Origin of the sequence: Sphingobacterium siyangense (assembly GCF_023277505.1) — a bacterium.
Classification (GTDB): Bacteria; Bacteroidota; Bacteroidia; order Sphingobacteriales; family Sphingobacteriaceae; genus Sphingobacterium; species Sphingobacterium siyangense.
The window spans coordinates 697,958-720,730 of record NZ_CP080574.1 but is presented as its reverse complement, the minus strand read 5'-3'; the positions used below and the strand labels follow the sequence as shown (position 1 = coordinate 720,730).

General features: G+C 37.4%; 23 protein-coding genes. 11 read left to right on the top strand and 12 right to left on the bottom strand.

The window, feature by feature from the left end; all coding sequences use genetic code 11:
- Nucleotides 1–9 precede the first annotated feature (9 nt).
- The gene (locus K2F45_RS02950; protein WP_075990896.1) at nucleotides 10–351 is read right to left on the bottom strand and encodes a tRNA-binding protein; all 342 of its coding nucleotides are present in this window, start codon (nucleotides 349–351) and stop codon (nucleotides 10–12) included.
- The gene (locus tag K2F45_RS02945) at nucleotides 348–557 is read right to left on the bottom strand and encodes a hypothetical protein (protein WP_070561956.1); all 210 of its coding nucleotides are present in this window, start codon (nucleotides 555–557) and stop codon (nucleotides 348–350) included. Before K2F45_RS02945 ends, K2F45_RS02950 begins: the two co-directional genes overlap by 4 nt.
- 87 nt (nucleotides 558–644) lie before the next feature.
- Here K2F45_RS02945 and K2F45_RS02940 point away from each other — a divergent pair, with 87 nt between their 5' ends.
- The 5 genes from K2F45_RS02940 (at nucleotide 645) to K2F45_RS02920 (ending at nucleotide 8,879) form a co-directional block, all read left to right on the top strand.
- Nucleotides 645–1,241 (top strand): porin family protein, encoded by a 597-nt coding sequence (locus tag K2F45_RS02940; RefSeq protein WP_075990895.1) that lies wholly within the window; start codon nucleotides 645–647, stop codon nucleotides 1,239–1,241.
- A gap of 171 nt (nucleotides 1,242–1,412) precedes the next feature.
- Nucleotides 1,413–2,183: a succinate dehydrogenase cytochrome b subunit gene (locus K2F45_RS02935; RefSeq protein ID WP_046674909.1), complete on the top strand. Its 771-nt coding sequence runs from the start codon at nucleotides 1,413–1,415 to the stop codon at nucleotides 2,181–2,183.
- Between the two features lie 57 nt (nucleotides 2,184–2,240).
- On the top strand, nucleotides 2,241–4,175 hold the full coding sequence (locus K2F45_RS02930; protein WP_075990894.1) for a fumarate reductase/succinate dehydrogenase flavoprotein subunit: 1,935 nt from the start codon (nucleotides 2,241–2,243) through the stop codon (nucleotides 4,173–4,175).
- A 14-nt stretch (nucleotides 4,176–4,189) separates the two neighbouring features.
- Complete coding sequence (locus K2F45_RS02925) at nucleotides 4,190–4,963, top strand: succinate dehydrogenase/fumarate reductase iron-sulfur subunit (protein ID WP_172840644.1); 774 nt, start codon at nucleotides 4,190–4,192, stop codon at nucleotides 4,961–4,963.
- Between the two features lie 163 nt (nucleotides 4,964–5,126).
- Nucleotides 5,127–8,879, top strand: coding sequence for an ATP-binding protein (locus tag K2F45_RS02920; protein WP_248932988.1), 3,753 nt, complete (start codon nucleotides 5,127–5,129; stop codon nucleotides 8,877–8,879).
- 310 nt (nucleotides 8,880–9,189) lie between these two features.
- On the opposite strand, the gene K2F45_RS02915 is transcribed toward K2F45_RS02920, so the two are convergent.
- The 3 genes from K2F45_RS02915 to K2F45_RS02905 form a co-directional block, all read right to left on the bottom strand.
- Nucleotides 9,190–10,116, bottom strand: a complete 927-nt coding sequence (locus K2F45_RS02915; RefSeq protein ID WP_157625880.1) for a hypothetical protein — start codon at nucleotides 10,114–10,116, stop codon at nucleotides 9,190–9,192.
- A 99-nt stretch (nucleotides 10,117–10,215) separates the two neighbouring features.
- On the bottom strand, nucleotides 10,216–11,367 hold the full coding sequence (gene gmd, locus K2F45_RS02910; RefSeq protein WP_075990892.1) for a GDP-mannose 4,6-dehydratase: 1,152 nt from the start codon (nucleotides 11,365–11,367) through the stop codon (nucleotides 10,216–10,218).
- A 248-nt stretch (nucleotides 11,368–11,615) separates the two neighbouring features.
- Nucleotides 11,616–12,170: a lipocalin family protein gene (locus K2F45_RS02905; RefSeq protein ID WP_248932987.1), complete on the bottom strand. Its 555-nt coding sequence runs from the start codon at nucleotides 12,168–12,170 to the stop codon at nucleotides 11,616–11,618.
- Nucleotides 12,171–12,224: 54 nt separating this feature from the next.
- Here K2F45_RS02905 and K2F45_RS02900 point away from each other — a divergent pair, with 54 nt between their 5' ends.
- The 3 genes from K2F45_RS02900 (at nucleotide 12,225) to K2F45_RS02890 (ending at nucleotide 14,269) form a co-directional block, all read left to right on the top strand.
- On the top strand, nucleotides 12,225–12,557 hold the full coding sequence (locus tag K2F45_RS02900) for a hypothetical protein (RefSeq protein ID WP_046674904.1): 333 nt from the start codon (nucleotides 12,225–12,227) through the stop codon (nucleotides 12,555–12,557).
- Nucleotides 12,558–12,644: 87 nt separating this feature from the next.
- On the top strand, nucleotides 12,645–13,559 hold the full coding sequence (locus K2F45_RS02895) for a lysylphosphatidylglycerol synthase transmembrane domain-containing protein (protein WP_075990891.1): 915 nt from the start codon (nucleotides 12,645–12,647) through the stop codon (nucleotides 13,557–13,559).
- Between the two features lie 2 nt (nucleotides 13,560–13,561).
- Nucleotides 13,562–14,269 (top strand): SDR family NAD(P)-dependent oxidoreductase, encoded by a 708-nt coding sequence (locus K2F45_RS02890; RefSeq protein WP_075990890.1) that lies wholly within the window; start codon nucleotides 13,562–13,564, stop codon nucleotides 14,267–14,269.
- Between the two features lie 159 nt (nucleotides 14,270–14,428).
- Here K2F45_RS02890 and K2F45_RS02885 read toward each other — a convergent pair whose 3' ends face one another.
- The 4 genes from K2F45_RS02885 to K2F45_RS02870 are packed head-to-tail and all read right to left on the bottom strand — an operon-like array spanning nucleotide 14,429 to nucleotide 17,225.
- Complete coding sequence (locus K2F45_RS02885; RefSeq protein ID WP_248932986.1) at nucleotides 14,429–15,802, bottom strand: alpha/beta hydrolase family protein; 1,374 nt, start codon at nucleotides 15,800–15,802, stop codon at nucleotides 14,429–14,431.
- Nucleotides 15,803–15,814: 12 nt separating this feature from the next.
- On the bottom strand, nucleotides 15,815–16,399 hold the full coding sequence (locus K2F45_RS02880; protein ID WP_075990888.1) for a hypothetical protein: 585 nt from the start codon (nucleotides 16,397–16,399) through the stop codon (nucleotides 15,815–15,817).
- On the bottom strand, nucleotides 16,389–16,880 hold the full coding sequence (locus tag K2F45_RS02875) for a hypothetical protein (RefSeq protein ID WP_075990887.1): 492 nt from the start codon (nucleotides 16,878–16,880) through the stop codon (nucleotides 16,389–16,391). Before K2F45_RS02875 ends, K2F45_RS02880 begins: the two co-directional genes overlap by 11 nt.
- A gap of 45 nt (nucleotides 16,881–16,925) precedes the next feature.
- A complete protein-coding gene (locus tag K2F45_RS02870; RefSeq protein WP_075990886.1) occupies nucleotides 16,926–17,225 on the bottom strand; it encodes a DUF2089 family protein in 300 nt (99 codons plus the stop codon).
- 123 nt (nucleotides 17,226–17,348) lie between these two features.
- On the opposite strand from K2F45_RS02870, the gene K2F45_RS02865 reads away from it, so the two are divergent.
- Nucleotides 17,349–18,083, top strand: coding sequence for a lysophospholipid acyltransferase family protein (locus tag K2F45_RS02865; RefSeq protein ID WP_075990885.1), 735 nt, complete (start codon nucleotides 17,349–17,351; stop codon nucleotides 18,081–18,083).
- Between the two features lie 7 nt (nucleotides 18,084–18,090).
- On the opposite strand, the gene K2F45_RS02860 is transcribed toward K2F45_RS02865, so the two are convergent.
- On the bottom strand, nucleotides 18,091–19,221 hold the full coding sequence (locus K2F45_RS02860) for a glycosyltransferase (protein WP_075990884.1): 1,131 nt from the start codon (nucleotides 19,219–19,221) through the stop codon (nucleotides 18,091–18,093).
- Nucleotides 19,205–20,179 carry a lysylphosphatidylglycerol synthase domain-containing protein gene (locus tag K2F45_RS02855; RefSeq protein ID WP_075994618.1) on the bottom strand — a complete coding sequence of 325 codons (975 nt, stop codon included), beginning with the start codon at nucleotides 20,177–20,179 and terminating at the stop codon, nucleotides 19,205–19,207. Before K2F45_RS02855 ends, K2F45_RS02860 begins: the two co-directional genes overlap by 17 nt.
- Nucleotides 20,180–20,279: 100 nt before the next feature.
- On the opposite strand from K2F45_RS02855, the gene ruvC reads away from it, so the two are divergent.
- Nucleotides 20,280–20,846, top strand: coding sequence for a crossover junction endodeoxyribonuclease RuvC (gene ruvC, locus K2F45_RS02850; protein ID WP_075990883.1), 567 nt, complete (start codon nucleotides 20,280–20,282; stop codon nucleotides 20,844–20,846).
- On the opposite strand, the gene K2F45_RS02845 is transcribed toward ruvC, so the two are convergent.
- The gene (locus tag K2F45_RS02845; RefSeq protein WP_046674895.1) at nucleotides 20,847–21,893 is read right to left on the bottom strand and encodes a hypothetical protein; all 1,047 of its coding nucleotides are present in this window, start codon (nucleotides 21,891–21,893) and stop codon (nucleotides 20,847–20,849) included. It abuts the gene before it with no gap.
- 387 nt (nucleotides 21,894–22,280) lie between these two features.
- Between K2F45_RS02845 and K2F45_RS02840 the strand changes: the two genes are divergently transcribed.
- A complete protein-coding gene (locus tag K2F45_RS02840) occupies nucleotides 22,281–22,754 on the top strand; it encodes an Lrp/AsnC ligand binding domain-containing protein (protein WP_046674894.1) in 474 nt (157 codons plus the stop codon).
- The last annotated feature ends 19 nt before the right edge of the window (nucleotides 22,755–22,773 follow it).

Sequence of the window (22,773 nt, the reverse complement as noted above, 5' to 3'; positions counted from 1 at the left end):
GGTACAAACTTAGCTAAGTTTAGATCCATTTGGTAATTTTTTGTCGACAGATGTCAAAATAATATCTCCATTTTCGTCCGGAAATCCGGTCACTAGACACTCAGAAAAGAAATTAGCGATCTGCTTTTTGGGAAAGTTCACAACTGCGACAACTTGCTTCCCAATCAACTCCTCTTTGTTGTAGTGTACTGTAATCTGGGCACTACTCTGTAATACACCAATTTCATCGCCGAAATCAAGTTTCAATTGATATGCTGGCTTTTTAGCTCTTGGAAAGTCTTTTGCTTCTAAAATAGTTCCTACCCGTAAATCCACTTTCTCAAAATCGCTCCAACTAATGGCATCACTCATAATCGGTTGCTACTAATATCCTGAATCTCTTTACCTATCGTAAATAAAACATAGGAAGGCTTCCGTCCCAAACGTAAAGACAATCTATTGATCAGTTTATCTTCCTCTCCTGCTTGAAAAGCTAAATCTTCATCACTTAAGTGGTTGTACTTGCGACGGAGTTTTTCTTTGGCTACTTGCCACTGTTCTTCGTTAATTTTCAGCATAACTCAGATTTAGGTATAAAATTTGTATATCTTTACTGAACTGTAAAAGTTTGTTTAAAGATACAATATATACATAAATAAAAGATTATGAAAAAGATTTTACCAGCATTACTTTTGATTTGTGGTAGCGTAGCAACGGCACAGGCGCAGCTTTTGCCAGGGTTTGAGGTGGGTGTAAAAGGAGGCTTGAACTTCTCTAAACTTAAAAGCGATGGAAAATATTTCAATTCTGACACGAAAGCAGGCTACCAAGCAGGTCTTTATGGACGTGTTGGTGTATTGGGATTCCATATTCAGCCTGAGGTTTACTTAACAGGTAAAAACACGACAGTGAAAGCAGAAAATGGCGAATCGACAGATGTAAAATTTACAACGGTCGATGTTCCGGTATTATTAGGCAAACGCTTTGGTTTAGGTCCGATTGGAGCAAGGATTCAAACTGGCCCAATATTTTCATTTAAAGTCGATGACAAGCAAGATAAAGTCATTGACCAATTGAACCCAAATAACTACAAAAAAAGTGGTACGTCTTGGGCATTTGGTGTAGGTGCTGACATTTCAAGCTTACGTGTCGATGTAAGATATGAAATGGGCTTAAACAAAGTCAACAACGAGAGCCAGGCAAATCCCAAAATCAACATGTGGAGTATCGGTTTAGGCTATAGATTATTCAGTATCCTATAGTTCTTTAAAGCTTGTTCATATACTGTTTAAAAGTCCGTTTTTATTCAAAACGGACTTTTTATTTCAATAAACTTTAGAACCGTTCTAAATTATTGCTTTTTCTTGTCAAAATGGTATCATATTTAATAGCAAATAGTAGATTTGCCTAATTCAAATTAAATTACAAGGATAATGAGTAAATCAAAGCCAGTTTTCAGTTCTTCGATTGGGAAGAAGCTAATCATGAGCTTAACAGGAATCTTCCTATGTTTATTCCTAGTTGTTCACTTGGTTGGTAACTTGCAATTATTTAAAGATGATGCGGGTCTAGCGTTCAACAAGTACGCCTATTTTATGACTCACTTTACACCAATCAAAGTTGTTTCTTACTTATTGTATGCTTCGGTAATTGTTCACGTCATCTACGCTATTACATTGTCGATGAAAAACAAGGCCGCTCGTCCTATTGGTTATGCCAAATATGATGGTCAAGCAAACAGCAAGTGGAATTCACGCAACATGGGTATCTTAGGTACTGTCATTTTAGTATTCTTAGCTACGCACATGTCTAATTTTTGGTGGAAGTTTCACAATGATGAAGTGCCGTACATCGAATACCGTACTGATTTGGCAACTGGACAAACCACAGCGAGAGAACTTCAAGCTTCTGAATTCCACGACTACCAAGAAACGGTAGAAAACAATGTTCAAATCTTAAAAGCGAGAGATTTGTACAAGCAAGTTGACTTTGCATTCAAAAATGTTGCATTGGTAGCTTTGTATGTTATTGCGATGGCAGCTTTGGCATTCCACTTAATTCATGGTTTCCAATCTGCATTCCAAACTTTAGGTTTTAACCACAGAAGATATATTGGAATCATCAGAGCAATCGGTGTTTGGGTATTTGGGGTATTAATTCCAATTGGCTTTGCAATAATGCCATTGTTTTTCTTCTTTAAATAATTCAGAATCTTTTAAGATAAAGCTCAGGCTTTATCGATCAATATAAAATTAAGAGATATGTTAGATTCAAAAGTACCAGCGGGCCCATTAGCCCAAAAGTGGTCAAATCATAAATTTAATCTTAAGTTGGTTAACCCTGCTAACAAACGTAAATTTACTGTTATTGTTGTTGGTACAGGTCTTGCTGGTGCATCTGCAGCGGCATCTTTAGCCGAATTAGGATATAATGTAATTACCTTCTGTTACCAAGATTCACCTCGTCGTGCGCACTCTATTGCGGCACAAGGTGGTATTAACGCAGCAAAAAGCTACCAAAACGACGGAGACTCTGTTTTCCGTTTATTCTACGATACAATCAAAGGTGGTGACTACCGCTCACGTGAGGCAAACGTTTACCGTTTGGCAGAAGTATCTGTCAACATCATCGACCAATGTGTTGCGCAAGGTGTTCCTTTTGCACGTGAATATGGTGGTTTATTGGACAACCGTTCTTTCGGTGGTGCTCAGGTAAGCCGTACCTTCTATGCACGCGGTCAAACGGGACAACAATTGTTGTTGGGCGCTTATTCAGCGTTAAACCGTCAAATCAAAAAAGGAAAAGTAAAATCTTATACGCGTCATGAGATGTTAGACTTGGTTATGATCGATGGTCATGCTAAAGGTATCGTAACTCGTGACTTGGTTTCCGGTAAAATCGAAACTCATGCTGCACATGCAGTATTGATGTGTACTGGTGGTTACGGTAACGTATTCTTCTTGTCTACAAATGCAATGGGATGTAACGTTACAGCAGCTTGGAGAGCACACAAACGTGGTGCTTACTTTGCTAACCCTTGTTATACTCAAATTCACCCAACGTGTATCCCGGTAACAGGAGATCACCAATCTAAATTGACATTGATGTCAGAGTCTTTACGTAATGACGGCCGTGTATGGGTTCCTAAAACTCAAGAAATGGCAGAAAGATTACGTAAAGGTGAGATCAAAGCCAATGATATCAAAGAAGACGACAGAGACTATTTCTTGGAGCGTAAATACCCTTCATTCGGTAACTTGGTACCACGTGACGTAGCATCACGTAATGCAAAAGAAGCTGTTGATGATGGTCGCGGTGTTGGAAAAACTGGTTTCGCCGTATTCTTGGATTTCAAAGAAGCGATCGGTCGTCTAGGCGAAGACGCTGTACGTGCTAAATATGGTAACTTATTTGACATGTACTACCAAATCACTGACGAAAACCCTTACAAACAACCAATGCGTATCTACCCTGCTGTTCACTATACAATGGGTGGTGTATGGGTTGACTACAACTTGATGACTACAATCCCAGGTTTGTATGCTTTAGGTGAGTGTAACTTCTCTGACCACGGTGCAAACCGTTTAGGTGCATCTGCATTGATGCAAGGTCTTGCTGATGGTTATTTCGTGATCCCTTACACTGTGGGTGATTACTTAGCTAAATTAGGTTCATTCGCACCAGTAGATCACAGCCACCCAGCGTTCGAAGCTACACGTAAGGAAGTTGAAGACAAAATCAACAAATTGTTGTCTTTAAACGGTACAGAAACTGTTGATGATATCCACAAAAAACTAGGTCTCATCATGTGGGAATATTGTGGTATGGCTCGTACAGCTGAAGGATTACAAAAAGCACAAGGTTTGATCCAAGAGTTGAAAAAAGAATTCTGGACAAACGTTAGAGTACTTGGAGAGAACGAAGAATTAAATCTTTCTTTAGAAAAAGCTGGTCGCGTAGCTGACTTCTTAGAGTTAGGAGAGTTAATGGTTGTTGACGCATTGCAACGCGCTGAGTCTTGTGGTGGTCACTTCCGTTTAGAAAGCCAAACTGAAGAAGGTGAAGCAAAACGTAACGATGATGAATTCGCCTATGTATCTGCCTGGGAATATAAAGGAGACAATGTACCTGAGGAATTACACAAGGAAGACTTGGTATTCGAGAACGTTCAGTTAACACAAAGAAGTTATAAATAAGAAGGAAAATTATCATGGCACAACATATGAATTTAACGCTGAAAGTTTGGCGTCAAAAAAATGATAAAGATAAAGGTCAATTTGTAACTTATCAGGCAAACGATATCGCTGATGATATGTCTTTCTTAGAGATGCTTGATATTGTCAATGAAGAATTGACTCGTAAAGGAGAAGATCCTGTATATTTCGATCACGACTGTCGTGAAGGTATCTGCGGGATGTGTTCATTAGTAATCAACGGTCGCCCTCACGGTCCTAAAGAAGGTACCACAACATGTCAATTGCACATGCGTAGCTTCCACGATGGACAGACAATCGTCATCGAACCTTGGAGAGCTGCTGCATTCCCGGTATTGAAAGACCTTGCAACAGACCGTACGGCTTTTGACCGCATTCAACAAGCAGGTGGATATGTTAATATCAATACAGGAGGTGTTCCTGACGCCAACACGATTCCTATCCCCAAACGTATTGCTGATGAAGCTTTCGAATCGGCTACATGTATCGGTTGTGGTGCTTGTGTTGCTGCATGTAAAAATGCTTCTGCAATGTTATTTGTATCTGCAAAAGTCTCTCAATTTGCCTTATTACCTCAAGGTCAAACTGAGCGTTACGAACGTGCGCAGGCAATGGTTGATCAAATGGATGCAGAAGGCTTCGGTAACTGTACCAACACGGGAGCTTGCGAAGCAGAATGTCCTGTTGGTATCAAGTTAACAAACATTGCTCGTCTAAACCGTGAGTATTTGACTGCTAAAATCTTCCGTCAAGAAGAGCCACACGTTTAATTAGCATAGTAAATCCTTCATGTTTTCGCTAGCATCAACAGCTACGAAAACCTAATGAAGATTCTTTCTGGCCCATGAAAATAAGCAATCCAGAAAAATAATATAAAAGTCCTTGCCCTAAGAAAGCAAGGACTTTTTTTTATATTTACAATAATGTAAATTGATGAACGTGAATTCTGGTATAAAAATTCGACTACTCTTACTTATCTTGACTTTATGCTTTATAGGAACAGCTATCACCATTAAAGAATCTGTTACCAATAAGGAAATACTAGACATTGATACAAAATCACTCAATGACTACATCGCGCAACAAGAAAAAAAAGTCGATCGTATTTTCAATGATTCACTCCTGCTCAAAACATTTAAAAACTACGATCAGTATCCGATAGCAGTTTATCAGGCTTTTGAAAAATTTAAAACCAACGAGAAGGTTTTTCTATTTCTTTTTAAGGACCATGAACCGAAGATGTGGAGCACACATCTATTCGTGCCTATCACAGATCAGGGATTTCCAGAAAAATCCAATTTTATTCAGGATGATAACCGTTCTTACGTTGTTCGAAAAAAAACAATTGGCAATATCAGTATACTCGCCTATATTATTGTAAAAGGCTATACAAATAACAACAACCCCTATTTAAATAGCTCTTTGCGGAGAAACTTCTTCGACTCCAGAAATATTGACATCGCCTCCTATACAGACACGGTCACCATTAAAAATATCTATAGCAATGAGGGGTCTTATCTGTTCTCCGTTAAGCTAAAAGATGGAGAGCATGAAAATGCCTATACAATTTTGCAATTCTTCTGCTGGCTCCTTGCCTGGATCGCGTTACTGATCTTCTTCAATAGCCTCTGCTTACATATGGCCAAGACAGGAAGGGCCTGGTGGTCTGCGATACTGCTATTGTCGATATTTAGCCTTGTCAAATTTGCCGATCTTAAGTGGAACCTGCTGTCCGAAAATGCGACATTTTCAATTTTCGACTCACGGAATTACGCCTATAATCGCTTCTTCCCTAATATATGGTCCGTGATGTCCACCACCATATTGGTGCTATGGTTGGTTCTATTTATCTATTCAATTCGCAAAGAGCTCAACTTTGACAAAATAAAAAACATCCGGCTCTTTAGAATTCCTATCGCAATCGGATTTATTCTAAGTATATATCTATCGTTCGGTCTATTGTATGACATCGCTGGTACATTGATTACACACTCCAACAACATCTATTTTGATTTCACAAAACTTGTCGATTTACATTTTTTAAGTTGGGTAGATCTAGGCATTGTTGGCATGGGTATTTTGGCTTTAAGTATCTACATTGATCTTGTACTATTTTTTCTTAAAAAATTAGAATTAAAACCGACGCAGCTGCTCAATATTCAACTGGCATGTGTCATTTTTGTCATCCTGATCATTTCCTTTTATATAGAGAAAAATAGCCTGGTCAATTTGCTACTCGCGCTGATCATCCTTATTAAATCATTTGGCGAGAAGTATTTCGATAGACATATATTAACAAATTATATTGCTGTACTGATACTTTGGGCAATCATAAGTGCGATCACGCACGCACGTTTCTATCAGGAACGGAACTTAATCGACATGAAAATCTTGTTGAGTAATCTACAATCAGAAGATGATGTCAATGCTGTCTCATTATTCTCTGATATTGAAAGTAGCTTAGCAAACGATCAAGAATTAAAACACTTATTTAATATCAGCCTTCCCTATACCAATACCGAGGGGATCAACGATTTTATCAAGAAAAAATACTTTAGTGGCTATCTTTCCAAGTACGAGTTCAAAGCATATTATTATGATCAGAATAATATTCCGCTCAATCCAGCCAGTCAGAATAAGATCAATGAATATCGAGAAAAGGTAATCAACAAGTCGATAAAAGTCACGCAGAACTTCTACCGTGCCAGTGCGGAATTAGGTACGCATGAATACTTCTCCATTATTCCTGTCACCATTGACCAAAATAGGATTGTCAATGTCATCATCAATCTTTCCAATAAAGATTTTAGTTATACGGTTCCCTATCCCGAAATCCTCACCGATATGCGGATCAACAATTCGCAATATTATAATAAAGGGGATTATTCGATAGCCCTCTATAAAGGAGGTTCTTTAATAACACAGTTTGGGAAATATACCTACGAGAACAATTTAAGGGGGCTGAAAGGTGTTCCAGGAGAATATATTCAAGTACTGGACCGTGATGCATACCTACATATGGCTTATGTTGCCAATAAATTCTCAACATATGTTATCAGTAAACAAAAACCTTCTTTTTGGGACTATCTAGCGACTACTTCATTTTTGTTCCTGGTATTTTTTATGATTTTCATGTTTTTCCATTTCATAAAATCATTCTATATCTTTCTTAAGAATACCAAGCTAACTTTCCGTAATTTAAAATATCAGTTCTACAAAATAGTAAATAAAATACAGTACTCTACACGTATTCAAACCTCCATTATCTCATCGGTAATACTAGCTATCCTCATATCTGCAGTAATTTCGTATATAAGTATCAACAAGCAACTTTATAATAACAATAAAGCAAGTAAGGAACGTTTTATTATCGAATTGGGCAAACGGATGGAAAATATGTTGACCTACACAGATGAAACATCCACCGAGACGCAGCTTATCAGCATGCTCAAGACATTATCTGAAACAATTTCCAAAGACTTCAATCTTTATTCCAAATCAGGCAGGTTGCTTTATAGCTCGCAACGTAGAATCTACGATCTGGAACTTTTCTCTACTTTCATTAATCCAGCTGCACTGAAGAATCTTTCTATCTTAAAAAAATCGGAGACGATTGAAGATGAGCGTATAGGAACTTTTCAATTTGAGACCAGTTATGCAACCATTAGGGACAAAAACTATAATACACTCGCTTATATAGGTATACCAAACTTCTCGCTTCAGAAGGAAGAAAATATTAATAAGAATCTTCTTTTAAATACAATAGTGAACATTTATTCGCTGATCATCATAGGCTTTGGTTTTTATGCGACATTTGTGGCCAACAGTGTCACCAATCCATTGAGCATCATCAGTAAGAAGATCTCACAACTACGCCTGGGACAACCCAACGAACCTCTGTTTTGGCAACGAAATGATGAAATAGGTACATTGATCAAAGAATATAATCTCATGATCATAAAACTTGAGGACTATGCCAATAAAATCAAAGATACTGAGCGAGAATCCACTTGGCGCGAGATGGCTCAACAAATAGCCCATGAAATCAAAAATCCGCTGACCCCAATGAAATTAGGCATTCAGCAACTCCGTAGATCGTACAAAGATGAAGACCCTAAATTTCCAGATCGCTTCAATAAATTCTCCACTTCATTTATCGAACAAATCGATGCATTGACGCATATTGCCTCAGAATTTTCGCACTTCGCAAAATTCCCAAATACGGTAATGGAAAACATCAATATTGTAGAAAAAGTAACAAAGTCCATTTCCTTGTACAACAATACACCAAATGTAAGTATTCGTCTCATTAACAATGCCGATCACAAAACCCTAATTGTTAAGGCTGATGGTAATGAATTATTGAGAACCTTCAATAACTTAATAAAAAATGCGATTGAAGGCGGTTATGGGCGAAAAAACATGAAGATCGAGATTTTCATTGAACGCTACTCAGACAAATTTGTCAAGATAGACATCAAAGACAATGGTTATGGAATTCCCAAAGAGATGCAGGATAGAATTTTCCAGATTAATTTCACGACAAAGAGTTCAGGAAATGGTTTAGGGCTAGTTCTTGTCAAAAAAACAATTGAAGCCAGTAATGGGCAAATTTATTTTGAGACTGTAGAAGGCGAAGGTACAACCTTCCATATACTGCTTCCTTTGCAACAGATAGAGTCTTAATATGTGTAGATAGCAATCAACAAAAATAAGACATCGAGGAAAGCTTATATGCGCTCTATCTCCAGTGTCTCTAAATAAGGACCTACCACTCCATTTGTGTAAAGAAGAAGCTGTCACACCAACTGATGTAGATAAAAATATAGCGTTCAATTAGGGTATAACTCAAACACTGATAGCTATAAAACTAACCAGTTAATGGATAGCCTTATTATTTTGCTTTAAGGATCAGTATAACAAGAACAGTATACTATAAACAAAAAAGCTCTTTGCATGACCGCAAAGAGCTTTTTTGTTTATAGTGTATCTATTTTTAACGCAATACAACAGTAGATCGTCCCATGATTGCATTATCTTCATATAACAAAACCGTATAGGCCCCTTTAGAGAATCCTTCTTCTGCTGCCCAATAGACGATATAATCTTCACCTTTGTTGGTAAATAAAATATTGTGTTTAAAAGTATATTGTAATTTCTCGCCATGTACATAGAAAATATTATCGCCTTGCACGACCAGATTTCCCTGTGGATCGATAATTCTAACATATATATCACGTTCTCCACTTTTAGCCAACGGATTATCAGCAATGGTAAAGTTGATTTTTAACTTATCGATTTTTTTAGCACGTTCTTCTACAAATTCCTTTCCATTCTTTTTGACTTCAAGGCCATTTATACTGATGCTTGAAACCTTTAATGCTGAAGCAGTCGCGACCTTCTCTTTCAGATCCGAATTTGATGTAACTAATGAAGTAATCTGTTTTTCTTTTTCGACAACAGATTCGCTCAAGTTGGAGTTTTGCTTCGATAAAATCTGATTTTCCTGAATCAGCCGTTGCACATTTACACGATAAGTATCCACCTGCTTCTTAAGCTGATTGATCTTGTGCTGTGCTTCATCGATATCTTTCGCAGTAATACTCTTATTTTCAAGTTTTTTACGAAGCTCTGCGATCTCAGCTCTAGAATCATCCTTCTGCACGGACATCTCTGGAGTCAATTGAACATTTTCTACATCAATTTTATCCAATTCAGCTTCAATACGATCGATTTGTACCTGCAAATTTTCTTTTTCTACTGTAAGTGTATAGACCTTTTCACCATTGGTCTTAAACTTGACATAAAAATATATATTCGTTGCAAGTAATGCTGCTATCGCAATGATAAAGAAGTAAATCTTCGAAGAATCTTTCTTCTTCTCTTCTTCTTTCTTACTCGAAACAACTTCTGAATTTATCATAATATACTGTCATATTCATAGGTATAAATCTATAAATTTATACTATTGAATGTTTAAACAAAAATTATTCCAGTTTTATTTTTTATTACCAATTATGAATTATTCAAAATAATTCAAGGTCTCAAATCCGCCTTGTTTTAAGTATTCTTCCTTTCTCATCAGGTGAAGATCGGATTGTACCATATCTGTTACCAGCATCTGAAGATCATATTTTGGCGTCCATCCAAGTTTTGTATTTGCTTTAGTCGGATCACCAATTAGTAAATCGACTTCAGTTGGCCTATAATATGCTGGATCAACTTTGACAACAGTCTGACCGAATTTAATCAGCGACTTATCAATATTTAACTGGGCTAGGCGCTCCTCGTCAATATCGATAATTACCCCCTTCTCCTGCTCTCCCTTTCCACTGAACTCAATCTCGATTCCCAATTCTGCAAAAGCCATGCGAACAAAGTCCCTTACAGTTGTTGTCACACCTGTAGCAATAACAAAATCTTCTGCGGTTTCTTGTTGTAGAATCAACCACATTGCTTCTACATAATCTTTGGCATGCCCCCAGTCGCGTTGTGCCGACAAATTACCAAGATATAATTTATCCTGCAGCCCTAGCGCAATTTTTGCTACAGCCCTTGTAATTTTACGTGTCACAAAAGTCTCTCCCCTTACAGGGCTCTCATGATTGAATAAAATTCCATTACAAGCATACATCTTATAGGCTTCACGATAATTGACAGTAATCCAATAACCGTACATTTTTGCTACAGCATAAGGACTTCGCGGATAAAAAGGTGTTGTTTCACTTTGTGGAACCGCTTGCACCAATCCATACAGTTCGGAAGTAGAAGCCTGATAGATACGGGTTTTCTCAATCAATCCCAATAATCTGACTGCTTCAAGAATCCGCAATGTACCGATACCATCGGCATTTGCAGTATATTCCGGCGTATCAAAACTAACTTTTACGTGAGATTGCGCCGCAAGATTGTAAATTTCGTCAGGCTGTGTTTCCTGTATAATACGGATTAAGTTGGTTGAATCCGTCAAATCACCAAAATGCAATGTGAAATTTCTATTGTCAAGATGGGGATCTTGATAAAGATGATCAATACGATCTGTATTGAATAAAGAACTGCGACGCTTTAAACCGTGTACTTTGTAACCTTTCTTCAATAGGAATTCTGCTAGATAGGCACCATCTTGTCCTGTTATACCTGTTATTAAAGCAGTTTTCGTGTTTTGTTCAGCCATGTTTCTCTCTAGATTAAGCAATACCTGACGAAATCGTTAGGTATATATCCCATTTTCATACTTAAAATAAGCTTATACGCTCATAAGATTATCATGCATAGTTGGCTTTTTCACTGTATCGGTAAATTCCGCAGCCTATGACACAAATAAATCATAATGAATTGGGAGTGTAAAAGTATTAAATTTTAAACAAAAAAAGCCATAGGAATTCCTATAGCTTTCTGTTATTCTTCTTTTATCGTTTACGTTTAGTTCGAACGCGTAAAATTAAACACTAAATAGGCTTCTCCGTTAGCAACAGTCAATGGCATACGCATAACTAATTTATTCCCATCCGAATAAGATAAATCCAAACGGTAACCTGTTGTTACGTTCTTCGCTTTATCGCCTGCATAAATCTTTTTAAATTGAAACTGAGGTTCTCCTAAGCCTTTTCCAGGATTATAGATAGACCAAAAGATCTCACGTGATGCACCCGGAGCACATAAAGTTCCTTGCGCATTAAAAGTAATAGATCCTTTACCATTTCCAATAAAATTCCATGTACTACCTACGAAACATTCTGCAGGAGCTTCTTCAAATACACTTTTAATCGTGAATGAAGAAGGTAAATTCTCTCTATCGATTGTATTCAACGTCCATGTACCTTTTACAGCGGATTTCCAATCCGAAGCGCTTGGACCAGAAGCTGCACTCGTGTTGGAAGAAAGATTTCCAGTTGATGTACCTTGCTTTTGTGCTCCACAAGAAAATAAGGTCACCGTAGCAAAAATAGTTGCTAATGATAAAACGAATCGATTCATATCTATAAATTTTAATTTCAAATTGTATTTTTGGGGTAAATTAATCCACAAAACATGAAAATTACAGCCAAAAATCATACCATAAGCAAAATAATCGCAAAAACGCTGTTAAGGTTATTTATCATTTTATTGGCCTTTGCTTCTTATCCGCTTTTTTTAGGACAGGAAGCAAAAAGCAAATTGAATCAAATCAGCCTTGCTTTTACGAACAAGATAGCTCTCATCGCTCCTATCTTGTTATTTTGCTTCATCATTGGATTAATGATCGCTGTGCTCAAGCACAAATATAACAGAATTGACCTAAATTGGCTATTTTCTCTTGCTACTATCTTTGGTATTTTATATTTGATATTATTGTATTCAAGAATTTACCCAACGATTGCTTAAGTGTAATTGCACAATTCGCCAAAGTTTCTAACTTTGGATTCTCCAAAAAGCTAATTACAGCCGAACAAGATTGGATGTATAATTTATATGGATAAAAAAAAAGGGCTAAAAATAGCCAAAAATATAGCAAAGATTGTCGTTACTGTGGGCGCCTTATACTGGGTATTCAGCAAGGTATCTCTAAAGGATCTGAAAGAAGCGGTAATCAACTCCAATCCGCTCTATCTATTCTTTGCTCTAGTTGCTTATAGTATCTCTATTTTTATTTCCTCTTCGCGCTTATTGACCTTTTTAAAGGCAATCGGTCTGGATGTTACGGAAAAATATAATTTAAAACTATACCAACTTGGCTTATTTTACAACCTCATTTTACCAGGTGGCGTTGGGGGAGATGGTTATAAGATATTCTTCCTCAGGAAACGATTCAATATTAAAGGACGAAAATTATTTACAGCCTTATTTTTAGATAGATTAAGCGGACTATGGGCACTATGCCTAATCATTGCAGCGCTGGTTACCTATATGCCACAGCTAGGGATTCCAAACTATCTGACCATCATATTATTTATTATAGGGAGCGTTCTCTATTACTTTATCGTAACCAAGTTCTTTAAGGAATACAAGGCAACATTTCTAAGAGCACATTTAAAGGCTATTGGTGTACAATCAATGCAGGTTCTCGCAGCAATTCTCATTCTTTATGCCTTAGGTTTTAGCGGTAAGTTCTCTCCGTACCTATTTTTATTCCTTGCATCTTCTTTGGTTTCAATCATTCCGTTTTCTGTTGGGGGATTGGGCATGCGTGAACTTGTGATTATGTGGGGAGCTGGCATATTCCAGGTAGACTCTCACAATGCGGTTTTGATCACCTTATTATTTTATATTATTTCCGCTCTCGTTGCTCTTTCGGGAATTTATTTTATCTTTCATCCGCAGGCAATTGGAGAGGACAAATTACCTTCAGCAGAAGAAGTTGAACAAAGTCAAAAACTAGAAGAATAAACATGGCAAATATTATTATTACAGGCGCAAGCAGTGGTGTTGGATTTGAAGCCGTACTGGATTTGACCTCTAAAAAGGACAATAAAGTAATTGCATTGGCTAGATCAGCGGACAAACTGAGAAAACTTCATGAAATTGCCGGTCAGCTAAATTATGATGGTGGCACTTTATATCCGGCCCAATTTGATATTGTCTACGATGACTATGCTACTCTTGTTCCCTTCATCCAATCAAAATTTGATAAGGTTGATATCTTGATTAACAATGCTGGAGCACTCATCAATAAGCCATTTATGGAAACTGATGGAAAGGATTTTGCTGAAATGCTACAAACCAATGTGATGGGACACGTCAATATGATCCAACACGTTGTTCCCATGATGCAATCAGGCTCACATATTGTCAATATTAGCAGTATGGGCGGATTTCAGGGATCCATGAAGTTTCCCGGACTTTCGGCATATTCAACCAGCAAAGCTGCATTAGCAGTGCTTACAGAATGCTTAGCAGAGGAATTTAAGGAAAAGGGAATTAAAGTGAACTGTCTAGCCTTAGGATCTGCACAGACTGAAATGTTCGAAGCTGCTTTTCCAGGCGTTGAAGCGGGTACTTTAGCCTTTGAAATGGGACGCTATATTGCAGATTTCGCTCAAAATGGGCATCACTATTTCAATGGGAAAATACTTCCTGTCGCCAATACAACACCCTAACTGGAATAGCGCACTTCAAAGAGATATCCCTTGTTCTAATACAGTCAGGTTGATCTAATATAGTCAGGACCATTTAATGTACGATTAAATGGTCCCGATTTCTTTAAGCTTATTTGATCCGGAAAAAATATTAAGATTCGCGGCATTCAGTTGATTAAATCAATTTGTCTTCAGTTTAAGCCATTTCGTAAGGTCATCCATCAATTGTTCATTAAAGCTCTCTGAGTTTTCAAAATATTCTTCAATTTTTCCTGTTTGCGCATTTTGAAAAAGGTGATTCAAATTAGGATAATCCTTAATGATGACGTCGGTGGTGTTTAAATGCAGGTGTTGCAGACAATAGATGTTTTCATTCGCCGGGACTTGAACATCCTTTCCGCCGAAGGAAGCGAAAATCGGTACTTTCACCTGCTTCAGATAATAAGCTGGATCGATGCGAAGAAACGTTCTAAACCAGGGGCTCATCATTGGACTAAGTTTAATTTTCATATCAGGAGACAGTGGATTCCCGTTATTTTGCTGAATAAGTTCTTTTTCCAACGATTCGGCCAACGCCTTTGGTGGCTCGTCTTTCAATAGAATAGTATACAATTTTCGATTATTTGCTTTATTGGTCTGCAATGCAGCTTCAGATAATCCGCCCGCTTTTCCTAAAGCATCGCTTTGTAAAATCAGCAAAGAATCTCCTTTGATCACAGGTCCAGACAGGAGTGCAATATAGTTTACTTTACTATTCTCGGATGCCACGATTTCGGCAATTAGCGCTCCCTCACTATGGCCAATCATCCCGATTTTATCGACATCAACTACAGCTTTTTTGCTTAGAAAATCAACTGCAGCGTTAGCATCAGAAGCGAAGTCAATCGTTGTCGCTAAATTAACTTCTCCTTTGGAGCCACCTACTCCCCTGTCATCGTAACGTAATACGGCAAAACCGTTTTTCGTAAGATGATCAGCAAGCACCTTAAATGGCCTGTGACCAAACACCTCAGAATCTCTATTTTGTTGACCACTACCATTGACTAATACCACCGCAGGAAATGGCCCTCCATTTTTAGGATAAGTCAGAGAGCCCGTCAGAAATGCATTGCCTGCACTATTTCTAAACGAAACTTCCTCTTCCATATAGCTATAAGGGGGGAAAACATCCTGCTTACGAGAAAGCCCACTCTGTTCGTTCTCGCTTCGTACCAAAATCATAGCAGATTCAAAAGGACCTTGTTTCATCACTCCTTTCATAACATCTTTATCCCGGTCTAAAAAGCCAGCATACAGAAGACCTATATTCCTAACGTCCATCCAAATGGAATCGTGCTCTATACGTATTTGAGTGATTGCAAATTTCTGCGCTGTTTGCATCGGACTCTCAAAGGTTCCATTCCACTTCCCTGTGCTATCTTTTTGAATGTTGAACACCAGCAGCAGCTTCTGCCCCGAAACCTCAACCTCGCCCTTCCATGAGCCATCAAATGTCTGCGCGAGGGTACATGAAAAATGAAAACAAATGATAAATAGATATAAAAATTTTCTCATTGTCGTTTTTTACTAGAAATTAAACTGTATGCATAAATCCAATATAAAATATAATGCCACAAATACTATACTGATTTCAATCTTCTTATTATTAACGGCTACATTCATACCCTTAACCAATAAATAGAATTGGTAGAATAGCAATAACAAACTGATTATTCCAAACATACCAAATAAAAATAGCTCAGTTTTATCAACTCCGGCCAATGTATGATCGCCGTTTTGCACTGCTTTTAATACTTGATCCGTGAATTTATCCTGGTTTAACAATTTCCCTAAAAATAAGGCAAGATAGAGCGGAAATGGTATAATCAAAACGACATTCATGACATCAATGATTCTGGTCTTTCTGTTTAATAACAACCCTGCACCGTAAAGAAATGTAAAAGGAGCCAAAACCATACAGGCATGAACGCCCAAGACAGCCCATATGGAAACCCCTATATCTGGTTGATAGAAATGCATAAATCCATTAAACTGCTGGCCCGATAAATAAATAACATAGCTTGATAACAAAAATCCGATAACACCAGCAAAGAATAGTTTCCACTCCGGCAATTCCGCAAATGGATTCTGAAAAATCTGTTTAACTTTCATTTTTTAAGAATTGAGATAAGCTCAACTTTTCGATTTCTACTGGATTTTGGGTCCCAATAAGTAATACCTTACCAGTTTCCAATGTAAGTTGTAAGCCCATATTACCACGAGCTGAAAAAGCCAGCCCTTTCTTCCCTCTCCGAAAACCCCATCCACCAAACTCACCAATCGGGTTATATTTTCGTACTTCAACAGCACGAATATCTGTCCAACCCATCCTTTTACGATAGAAATTAAACGGAAAAAAATAGACTTCAATTCCATCTTCACGAATAGTAGTTCTTAATTGTAGAACGCCAAACAATCCCCATAATACCAAATTGATCCAAAACCCCGGTAATTGAAATAATGGAGCAAAATTCAACCGCAAGAGCTCATGCCAATGCACAGAAAAACTGGCCACACTGACAGATAAAAGGATCAGACAGAGCCACCAGCTAAAAAAAGATTGGCTTTCGGTATAAAGCGTATTATTTTTCATCTTGATATAATTCTTTGTTTATCAATCATTCGATTGCCCAGACTGCTAAATACTTCTATTCCTGCTTCCATTGTTTGTATGATCAAGCGATTTCAATTTGCGAATCAGATCATCGAGAATATTACGGACCGTCGGATAGGATTTGCCCATCTGATTTGCCATTTCTTTTAAACTCCCTGAGTGCATCAAAAAATTCAAAACAAATTCTTGCTCCTCTACAGTAAGCTGCATCAACACAGGTAAAGAAAACTTACCTACAACTTCGGTTTCACAGGAGTCACACACCAATTTAGCGACTTTTAACTTCGCTTCACAACAAGGGCAATCAACCGGTATTTTTTTCATTAAATAATAACATCATTAACATTATTAAAGATAATATTAATAATGTTAAAACAAAAGATTATAAAATCAATATTTTTCAAAAATCATTGCTTAATGATATATTTGTATCATTAAATAACGTTTATGAAGAAGTTTTTAGGCTATTTCCTATCTATTATATTTTGGTTTTGTTTTGGTTTATCCCTAATTATTTTCCACCCCATACAGTGGTTATGTTTAAAGCTGGGTGGATACAATGCACATAAAAAGAGTGTAGATATATTAAATGCCTGCCTCGTTGCCTGCTATTACACGCTATTTAATCGGGTGACATTTATCGACAATAAAAATATTCCAACAGGACAACCCATTGTCTTTGTAGCAAATCATCAAAGTACTTTTGATATTCCTCCAATGATCTATTTCTTGCGTAGATTTCATGGGAAATTTATTTCTAAAATAGAACTTGCCAGTGGCATACCTAGCATCTCCTTCAACTTAAAACATGGTGGTGCCGCAAATATAGATCGCAATGACCCCAAACAATCTATTGCTGAAATATTGAAACTTGCCAATAATATGAAAACCAAAAACTGGTCCGCGTTTATTTTTCCAGAGGGAACAAGATCGAAAACCGGAAAAATGAAGGCCTTTCATGTTGGTGGAATTGCCACTTTACTAAAGAAAAATCCGAATGCACTCGTTGTTCCTATTGCCATTAGAGGATCATATGAAATGGTACAATATGGCATGTATCCATTAACCCCATTTCTTCATATGACCTGGGAAGTGCTAGATCCTTTGGATACGGAGGGTAAGAATATTGAGGAGATCGTTAAATTAGCTGAGGAAGCAATAAAACTAAAGGTCGAAAAATAGGAATAAGCTACTTGACCTGCCTTCCTTTCCAGTCGTACTTCCCTACATTACCCAATATGCCTATATAAGCCAGATAAAGGATATGAGCCAAGCTCAATAAAGGAAGATACCATAAGAGTTCCTTTCTGCTTGCAAACCTTGTCAAAGGTTCAATAAAAATAAATTCGACGACCATCTTTAATAGCAATGCAAAAAGCACAACCCAAGCAACGAATTTCACACCGAAAAGAGCAAGAACCGAAGCTAACAAAATCAATAAATTAAAGAACCAAATGGAAATCCCTAATGCGATGACACCTTTATTTTTATATTTGGTACTTTTTGAAGCCCAGCGTCTACGCTGACTAATGAATGACTTCAAATCCGGTTTGGCATCCGTATAAACAACAGCATCTTTTGATTTACAAAACGTTATTCGCTCGGGATATTGTTCTGCCACCTTATGTAAAAAAAGTTCATCATCACCGGATGCAAGCTCGTCGATCCCTTTAAATCCGCCCATTTGTTTAAAAATATCCTTTCGATAGGCCAAATTAGCACCATTACAGGTCGTTGGTTTTTTGTTACCAATACCTGCAGCGCCCAGACCTATCAAATACAAAAATTCCAGGGTCTGCAGTCGTTCAAAAAAACTCTTTTCTTCTGAATACACCACTGGAGAAGATTGTAAATAAGCACCTTCTTTCTCAAATGTGCTGATAACCGTTGCTAACCAGTTCGATCCCATGCGGCAATCTGCATCAGTGGTAATAATAATTTCACCATGACAACATTCTATTGCTCTTGAAATTGCCAACTTCTTGTACGAATTCAAACGGCCATTTTCATTCAATTGAATCAGCTTGACACCTTTCTCTTCATATTCTTTCACAATCAAAGACGTGTTGTCGTCTGAATGGTCATCGATAATAATGAGCTCCAGGAGCTCATTAGGATAATTCTGCCCGAGTATGGATTCAATGGTGCGTCTAATATTTAACTCCTCATTCCGCGCAGCAATAATCACAGATACGGTCATTGTTGGCCTAATAGAACGGTTAGGTTCTGAAATCAAGGACCAGCCTCTGCGCATCCATAAAACTAGAATTGCATATACGCAGGCAAAAATGATCAATAAATAGTTAAGAATTTGTATCACCGAAAAAATTAATCTTAAAAACAAAAATAGAACCAAATATAGCTGGAAGAATCAAATTAACGAACCAAATACAGGAAACAATAGCCATTACAGCAATCTCTTGTGTGGTAATATAGCTATATAGATTGCTAGCAACAAAACTTCTCACACTGAAATCAAAAATATCCAATGTAGGCAGAGCTGCCTGAACAAAAAACAGGATAAAAATCATCAGAATCATGGATAAAAGTGGTAACTCAGGCAAAGTTAGCTTCATCAAGATGATATACTGCGAAGTAAAAATAACAAATCGCGCCAAAGAATTTAAAAGAACAATACTGAGCTCACGCATTGAATAATGCTCTAATACTTCAAAGAAGGGCTTAATTCGCGTCAAAAACTTAATTTTCCCGACCAATAAATCGATCCATTTTACATTGAAATATAAGATGACAAATCCTCCAGCATAGATAATAGCAAGTAGCCATACCCCAAATTGTACTGTTAAAGGAGTAGAAAGAAATTTACAGATAAACCAAGCGATACTTAGTGACCCCGCAACGCTTGTGAGCACCAATTGCGCAAATAATCCAACGCCCATCGCTACGGCTCCTTTTGCTCGATGTTGGGGCTGTAGAAAAAGTACCCGCCCGCCATATTCGCCAATCCTATTGGGTGTAAAAATAGCCCAGGTAAGCCCGCAGAAAACGGATTGGAAAGCCTTCCAAAATGAAATATGCTCCAGTTTAGATGCAAGATACCGCCATTTCACAACTTCAAGCAACCAGTTGACAAGCATTAAAACCACAATTAAAATAAGGGTCCAAACAACCGAATGCTGCTCCAAACCGGCAATTAGGGTTTTGAACTTCTCAATATTGCTTCTATCGGATACCTTCACAACGATATACCAGGTTGCTAGGGCGAAAACCAGTATCTTCAATAAAAGACTGATGTATTTTTTTTGTCTTCCAGTCAACTTTTGATAATTAGAGAGCAATGTTACTAAATTTTAGCCAAATGATTAAGTTTTGTCGAACGCAATCCGCGAATAAAACGCAAAATTTGTATTATTGTATATGCAGAAGGAAAAGGCGAAAGAAAGAATAATTTTAGGTATAGACCCCGGAACAGTAATACTTGGGTATGGTATCATCAAAGAAGTCGGCAATAACATATCCTTGGTCTCAATGGGGGTCATCAAAATGGGACATTTAGATGACCATGCCCTAAAACTACAACGTATATTCAAAAAAACTTCTGCTCTAATGCAGGAATACAATCCCGACTGCGTAGCTCTTGAATCACCATTTTATGGAAAAAACATACAGGTCATGCTCAAATTAGGGCGAGCGCAAGGTGTTGCCATGGCGGCGGCGCTGGCGCAAGATATCCCAATCTTTGAATATTCTCCAAGAAAGATAAAACAATCCGTTACAGGAAATGGAAATGCTACAAAGGAGCAGGTTTCCGCTATGCTAAAAAATCTATTAAAATTTGAGGAAACACCACAATTTTTAGATGCCACCGACGGATTGGCAATCGCTGTCTGCCACTCCTTTCAGAAAAATGCAGCATCAGGCAGCAGCAAGTCGTACACTGGATGGTCCGCCTTTATCAAAGACAACAAAGATCGGATCAAGTAATTACATTTGTACCTGACGAATCACATTCTTCACATTCAACTCAACAATATCCGTCATCGTCTTACACTTGAGGTAAGAGTTATTTTGATAAAATTCAGCGTAGCCCTCACGTAACTGTTTGATATTCTCCTGCGTAGAAAGGACCTGCGTTTGCGAAGCATCCCTCAGATCAGCGATCCGATGTCTTTCACTCCGGACTCTATGCACAATGGAAGAACGCTCCTCCTGCTGGTATTGCAGCACAGTTTTTTCATTTAGATGTTCCATCGCTAATTTGACATAGGGAAGATTCTCCTTAAAAAATTGAGGCATATATACTTTCGGATTTCCTTCATAAAACTGCTGGTCAAAATCTATTGCCCGAATTCGAAACTGGAAATCATCAAAATCTGGTGTAATCTGCATCACAAAATTGTAGGCCCTCATATCCCCCAACAAGGTAATAATACATCGTTCATTAAACTTGACAAATTCTTTGGAAATCCGGGTCAGATTATAATCAGGCGAGAACATACGTGTTTTCGAAAAAGTGTCCCCGGGGATTCCAACAATATGTTCTTCAACCAAAGTATCATGGTCTACCATATAATTCACCTGATTTGGCGACAATATTTCTTCTAACTCCAATCCATATATTCGCGACGCATCGGCTTGCTTGATGTAAAAATAATCGTACACATCATTTAAACGGTTTACGATACGAATACGAAATGGTTTAGTATTGCCAAAGCCACAGTACTCTACACGATCAATATACTTATGCTGGACGATTCGCGTATTACCTGATGCTTTCAGTTTAGCATAAATCACCTTCAATCCGTCATACAATTGATCGATAAGATATTGCGGATACAGTGGAGTCTCCCAAAAAGTATCGTTGCCAAATTTATCCATGACAGGTACTGTCTCCGTAAAATTCAGTAGATCTTTATATCCTATCGGCAACTTTTCGTCTCGCTGATACAGCTTAAGGTATTTATGAAGTCCTTCCCCTACTTCAAAAATTGGTTTCTTTTTCGAAATCTTTACATCTTGAACTTCTTCCATCTCTATTCCGTATTTTATTTTTCGTTTACTCAAACATCACACAGTCTGCTACATTTTGCCCCATCATATGCTAAATTCGAACTGATTAGATTTTCAATATGCCAACTGTTTTTCCTACTTCTAAAAAAGGCAATACTAAATTAATTTATCATAATCTTGATATTAAACATGAAAACAATCACTTAACCTATAATAAGATCATCATGAAACAATTATAATCACTTTCAATCAAAAACATATAACATTATCAATATGAATAAGTATTTTTTATTAAATTTACATCTATAAACCGAAAATTCTTAGTAATTTTGAAATAAATTTAATTATTTTAGCTATTGGTCAGATCTTGATGCAACGACCAATTAATGAACACAAAAACCATTGTTAATGGAAAATCAATATGCAAACTATGATCTAGACAATTTGGATATCCAAATCTTGTCTATTCTAATGAACGATGCCTCTATTCCTTATACAGAAATAGCAAAAAAGCTAATTGTATCAGGTGGTACAATTCACGTTAGAATGAAGAAGATGGAAGAACTAGGTATCATTAGAGGGTCAAATCTAATTATCAATCCTCAAAAAGTCGGATTTGATATCACGGCCTTTTTGGGTATCTATCTTGAAAAAGGTTCACAATATGCAGATGCGGTAGATAAATTGAAAGAAATCAAAGAAGTGGTCGAATTACACTATTGTACTGGCCAATACAGTATTTTTGCAAAAATTATCTGTAGAGATACAGTTCACCTGAGAAAAGTATTGAATGAAGATATTCAATCCGTACCAGGGATTCAACGTACCGAGACGATCATCTCTCTTGAGGAGAGTATCAAACGTCAAATCAGCTTAGTCTAGTATAAAAAAAGCTTCCATA

What these genes read in the sequence shown, in the direction of transcription:
- K2F45_RS02915 (WP_157625880.1), bottom strand. Translation starts at nt 10,116, where the DNA reads ATGATAAATTCAGAAGTTGTTTCGAGTAAGAAAGAAGAAGAGAAGAAG.
- K2F45_RS02885 (WP_248932986.1), bottom strand. Translation starts at nt 15,802, where the DNA reads ATGAGAAAATTTTTATATCTATTTATCATTTGTTTTCATTTTTCATGT.
- K2F45_RS02880 (WP_075990888.1), bottom strand. Translation starts at nt 16,399, where the DNA reads ATGAAAGTTAAACAGATTTTTCAGAATCCATTTGCGGAATTGCCGGAG.
- gmd (WP_075990892.1), bottom strand. Translation starts at nt 11,367, where the DNA reads ATGGCTGAACAAAACACGAAAACTGCTTTAATAACAGGTATAACAGGA.
- K2F45_RS02920 (WP_248932988.1), top strand. Translation starts at nt 5,127, where the DNA reads ATGAACGTGAATTCTGGTATAAAAATTCGACTACTCTTACTTATCTTG.
- K2F45_RS02900 (WP_046674904.1), top strand. Translation starts at nt 12,225, where the DNA reads ATGAAAATTACAGCCAAAAATCATACCATAAGCAAAATAATCGCAAAA.
- K2F45_RS02945 (WP_070561956.1), bottom strand. Translation starts at nt 557, where the DNA reads ATGCTGAAAATTAACGAAGAACAGTGGCAAGTAGCCAAAGAAAAACTC.
- K2F45_RS02940 (WP_075990895.1), top strand. Translation starts at nt 645, where the DNA reads ATGAAAAAGATTTTACCAGCATTACTTTTGATTTGTGGTAGCGTAGCA.
- K2F45_RS02865 (WP_075990885.1), top strand. Translation starts at nt 17,349, where the DNA reads ATGAAGAAGTTTTTAGGCTATTTCCTATCTATTATATTTTGGTTTTGT.
- K2F45_RS02870 (WP_075990886.1), bottom strand. Translation starts at nt 17,225, where the DNA reads ATGAAAAAAATACCGGTTGATTGCCCTTGTTGTGAAGCGAAGTTAAAA.
- K2F45_RS02895 (WP_075990891.1), top strand. Translation starts at nt 12,645, where the DNA reads ATGGATAAAAAAAAAGGGCTAAAAATAGCCAAAAATATAGCAAAGATT.
- K2F45_RS02930 (WP_075990894.1), top strand. Translation starts at nt 2,241, where the DNA reads ATGTTAGATTCAAAAGTACCAGCGGGCCCATTAGCCCAAAAGTGGTCA.
- K2F45_RS02935 (WP_046674909.1), top strand. Translation starts at nt 1,413, where the DNA reads ATGAGTAAATCAAAGCCAGTTTTCAGTTCTTCGATTGGGAAGAAGCTA.
- K2F45_RS02845 (WP_046674895.1), bottom strand. Translation starts at nt 21,893, where the DNA reads ATGGAAGAAGTTCAAGATGTAAAGATTTCGAAAAAGAAACCAATTTTT.
- ruvC (WP_075990883.1), top strand. Translation starts at nt 20,280, where the DNA reads ATGCAGAAGGAAAAGGCGAAAGAAAGAATAATTTTAGGTATAGACCCC.
- K2F45_RS02840 (WP_046674894.1), top strand. Translation starts at nt 22,281, where the DNA reads ATGGAAAATCAATATGCAAACTATGATCTAGACAATTTGGATATCCAA.
- K2F45_RS02875 (WP_075990887.1), bottom strand. Translation starts at nt 16,880, where the DNA reads ATGAAAAATAATACGCTTTATACCGAAAGCCAATCTTTTTTTAGCTGG.
- K2F45_RS02950 (WP_075990896.1), bottom strand. Translation starts at nt 351, where the DNA reads ATGAGTGATGCCATTAGTTGGAGCGATTTTGAGAAAGTGGATTTACGG.
- K2F45_RS02925 (WP_172840644.1), top strand. Translation starts at nt 4,190, where the DNA reads ATGGCACAACATATGAATTTAACGCTGAAAGTTTGGCGTCAAAAAAAT.
- K2F45_RS02890 (WP_075990890.1), top strand. Translation starts at nt 13,562, where the DNA reads ATGGCAAATATTATTATTACAGGCGCAAGCAGTGGTGTTGGATTTGAA.
- K2F45_RS02905 (WP_248932987.1), bottom strand. Translation starts at nt 12,170, where the DNA reads ATGAATCGATTCGTTTTATCATTAGCAACTATTTTTGCTACGGTGACC.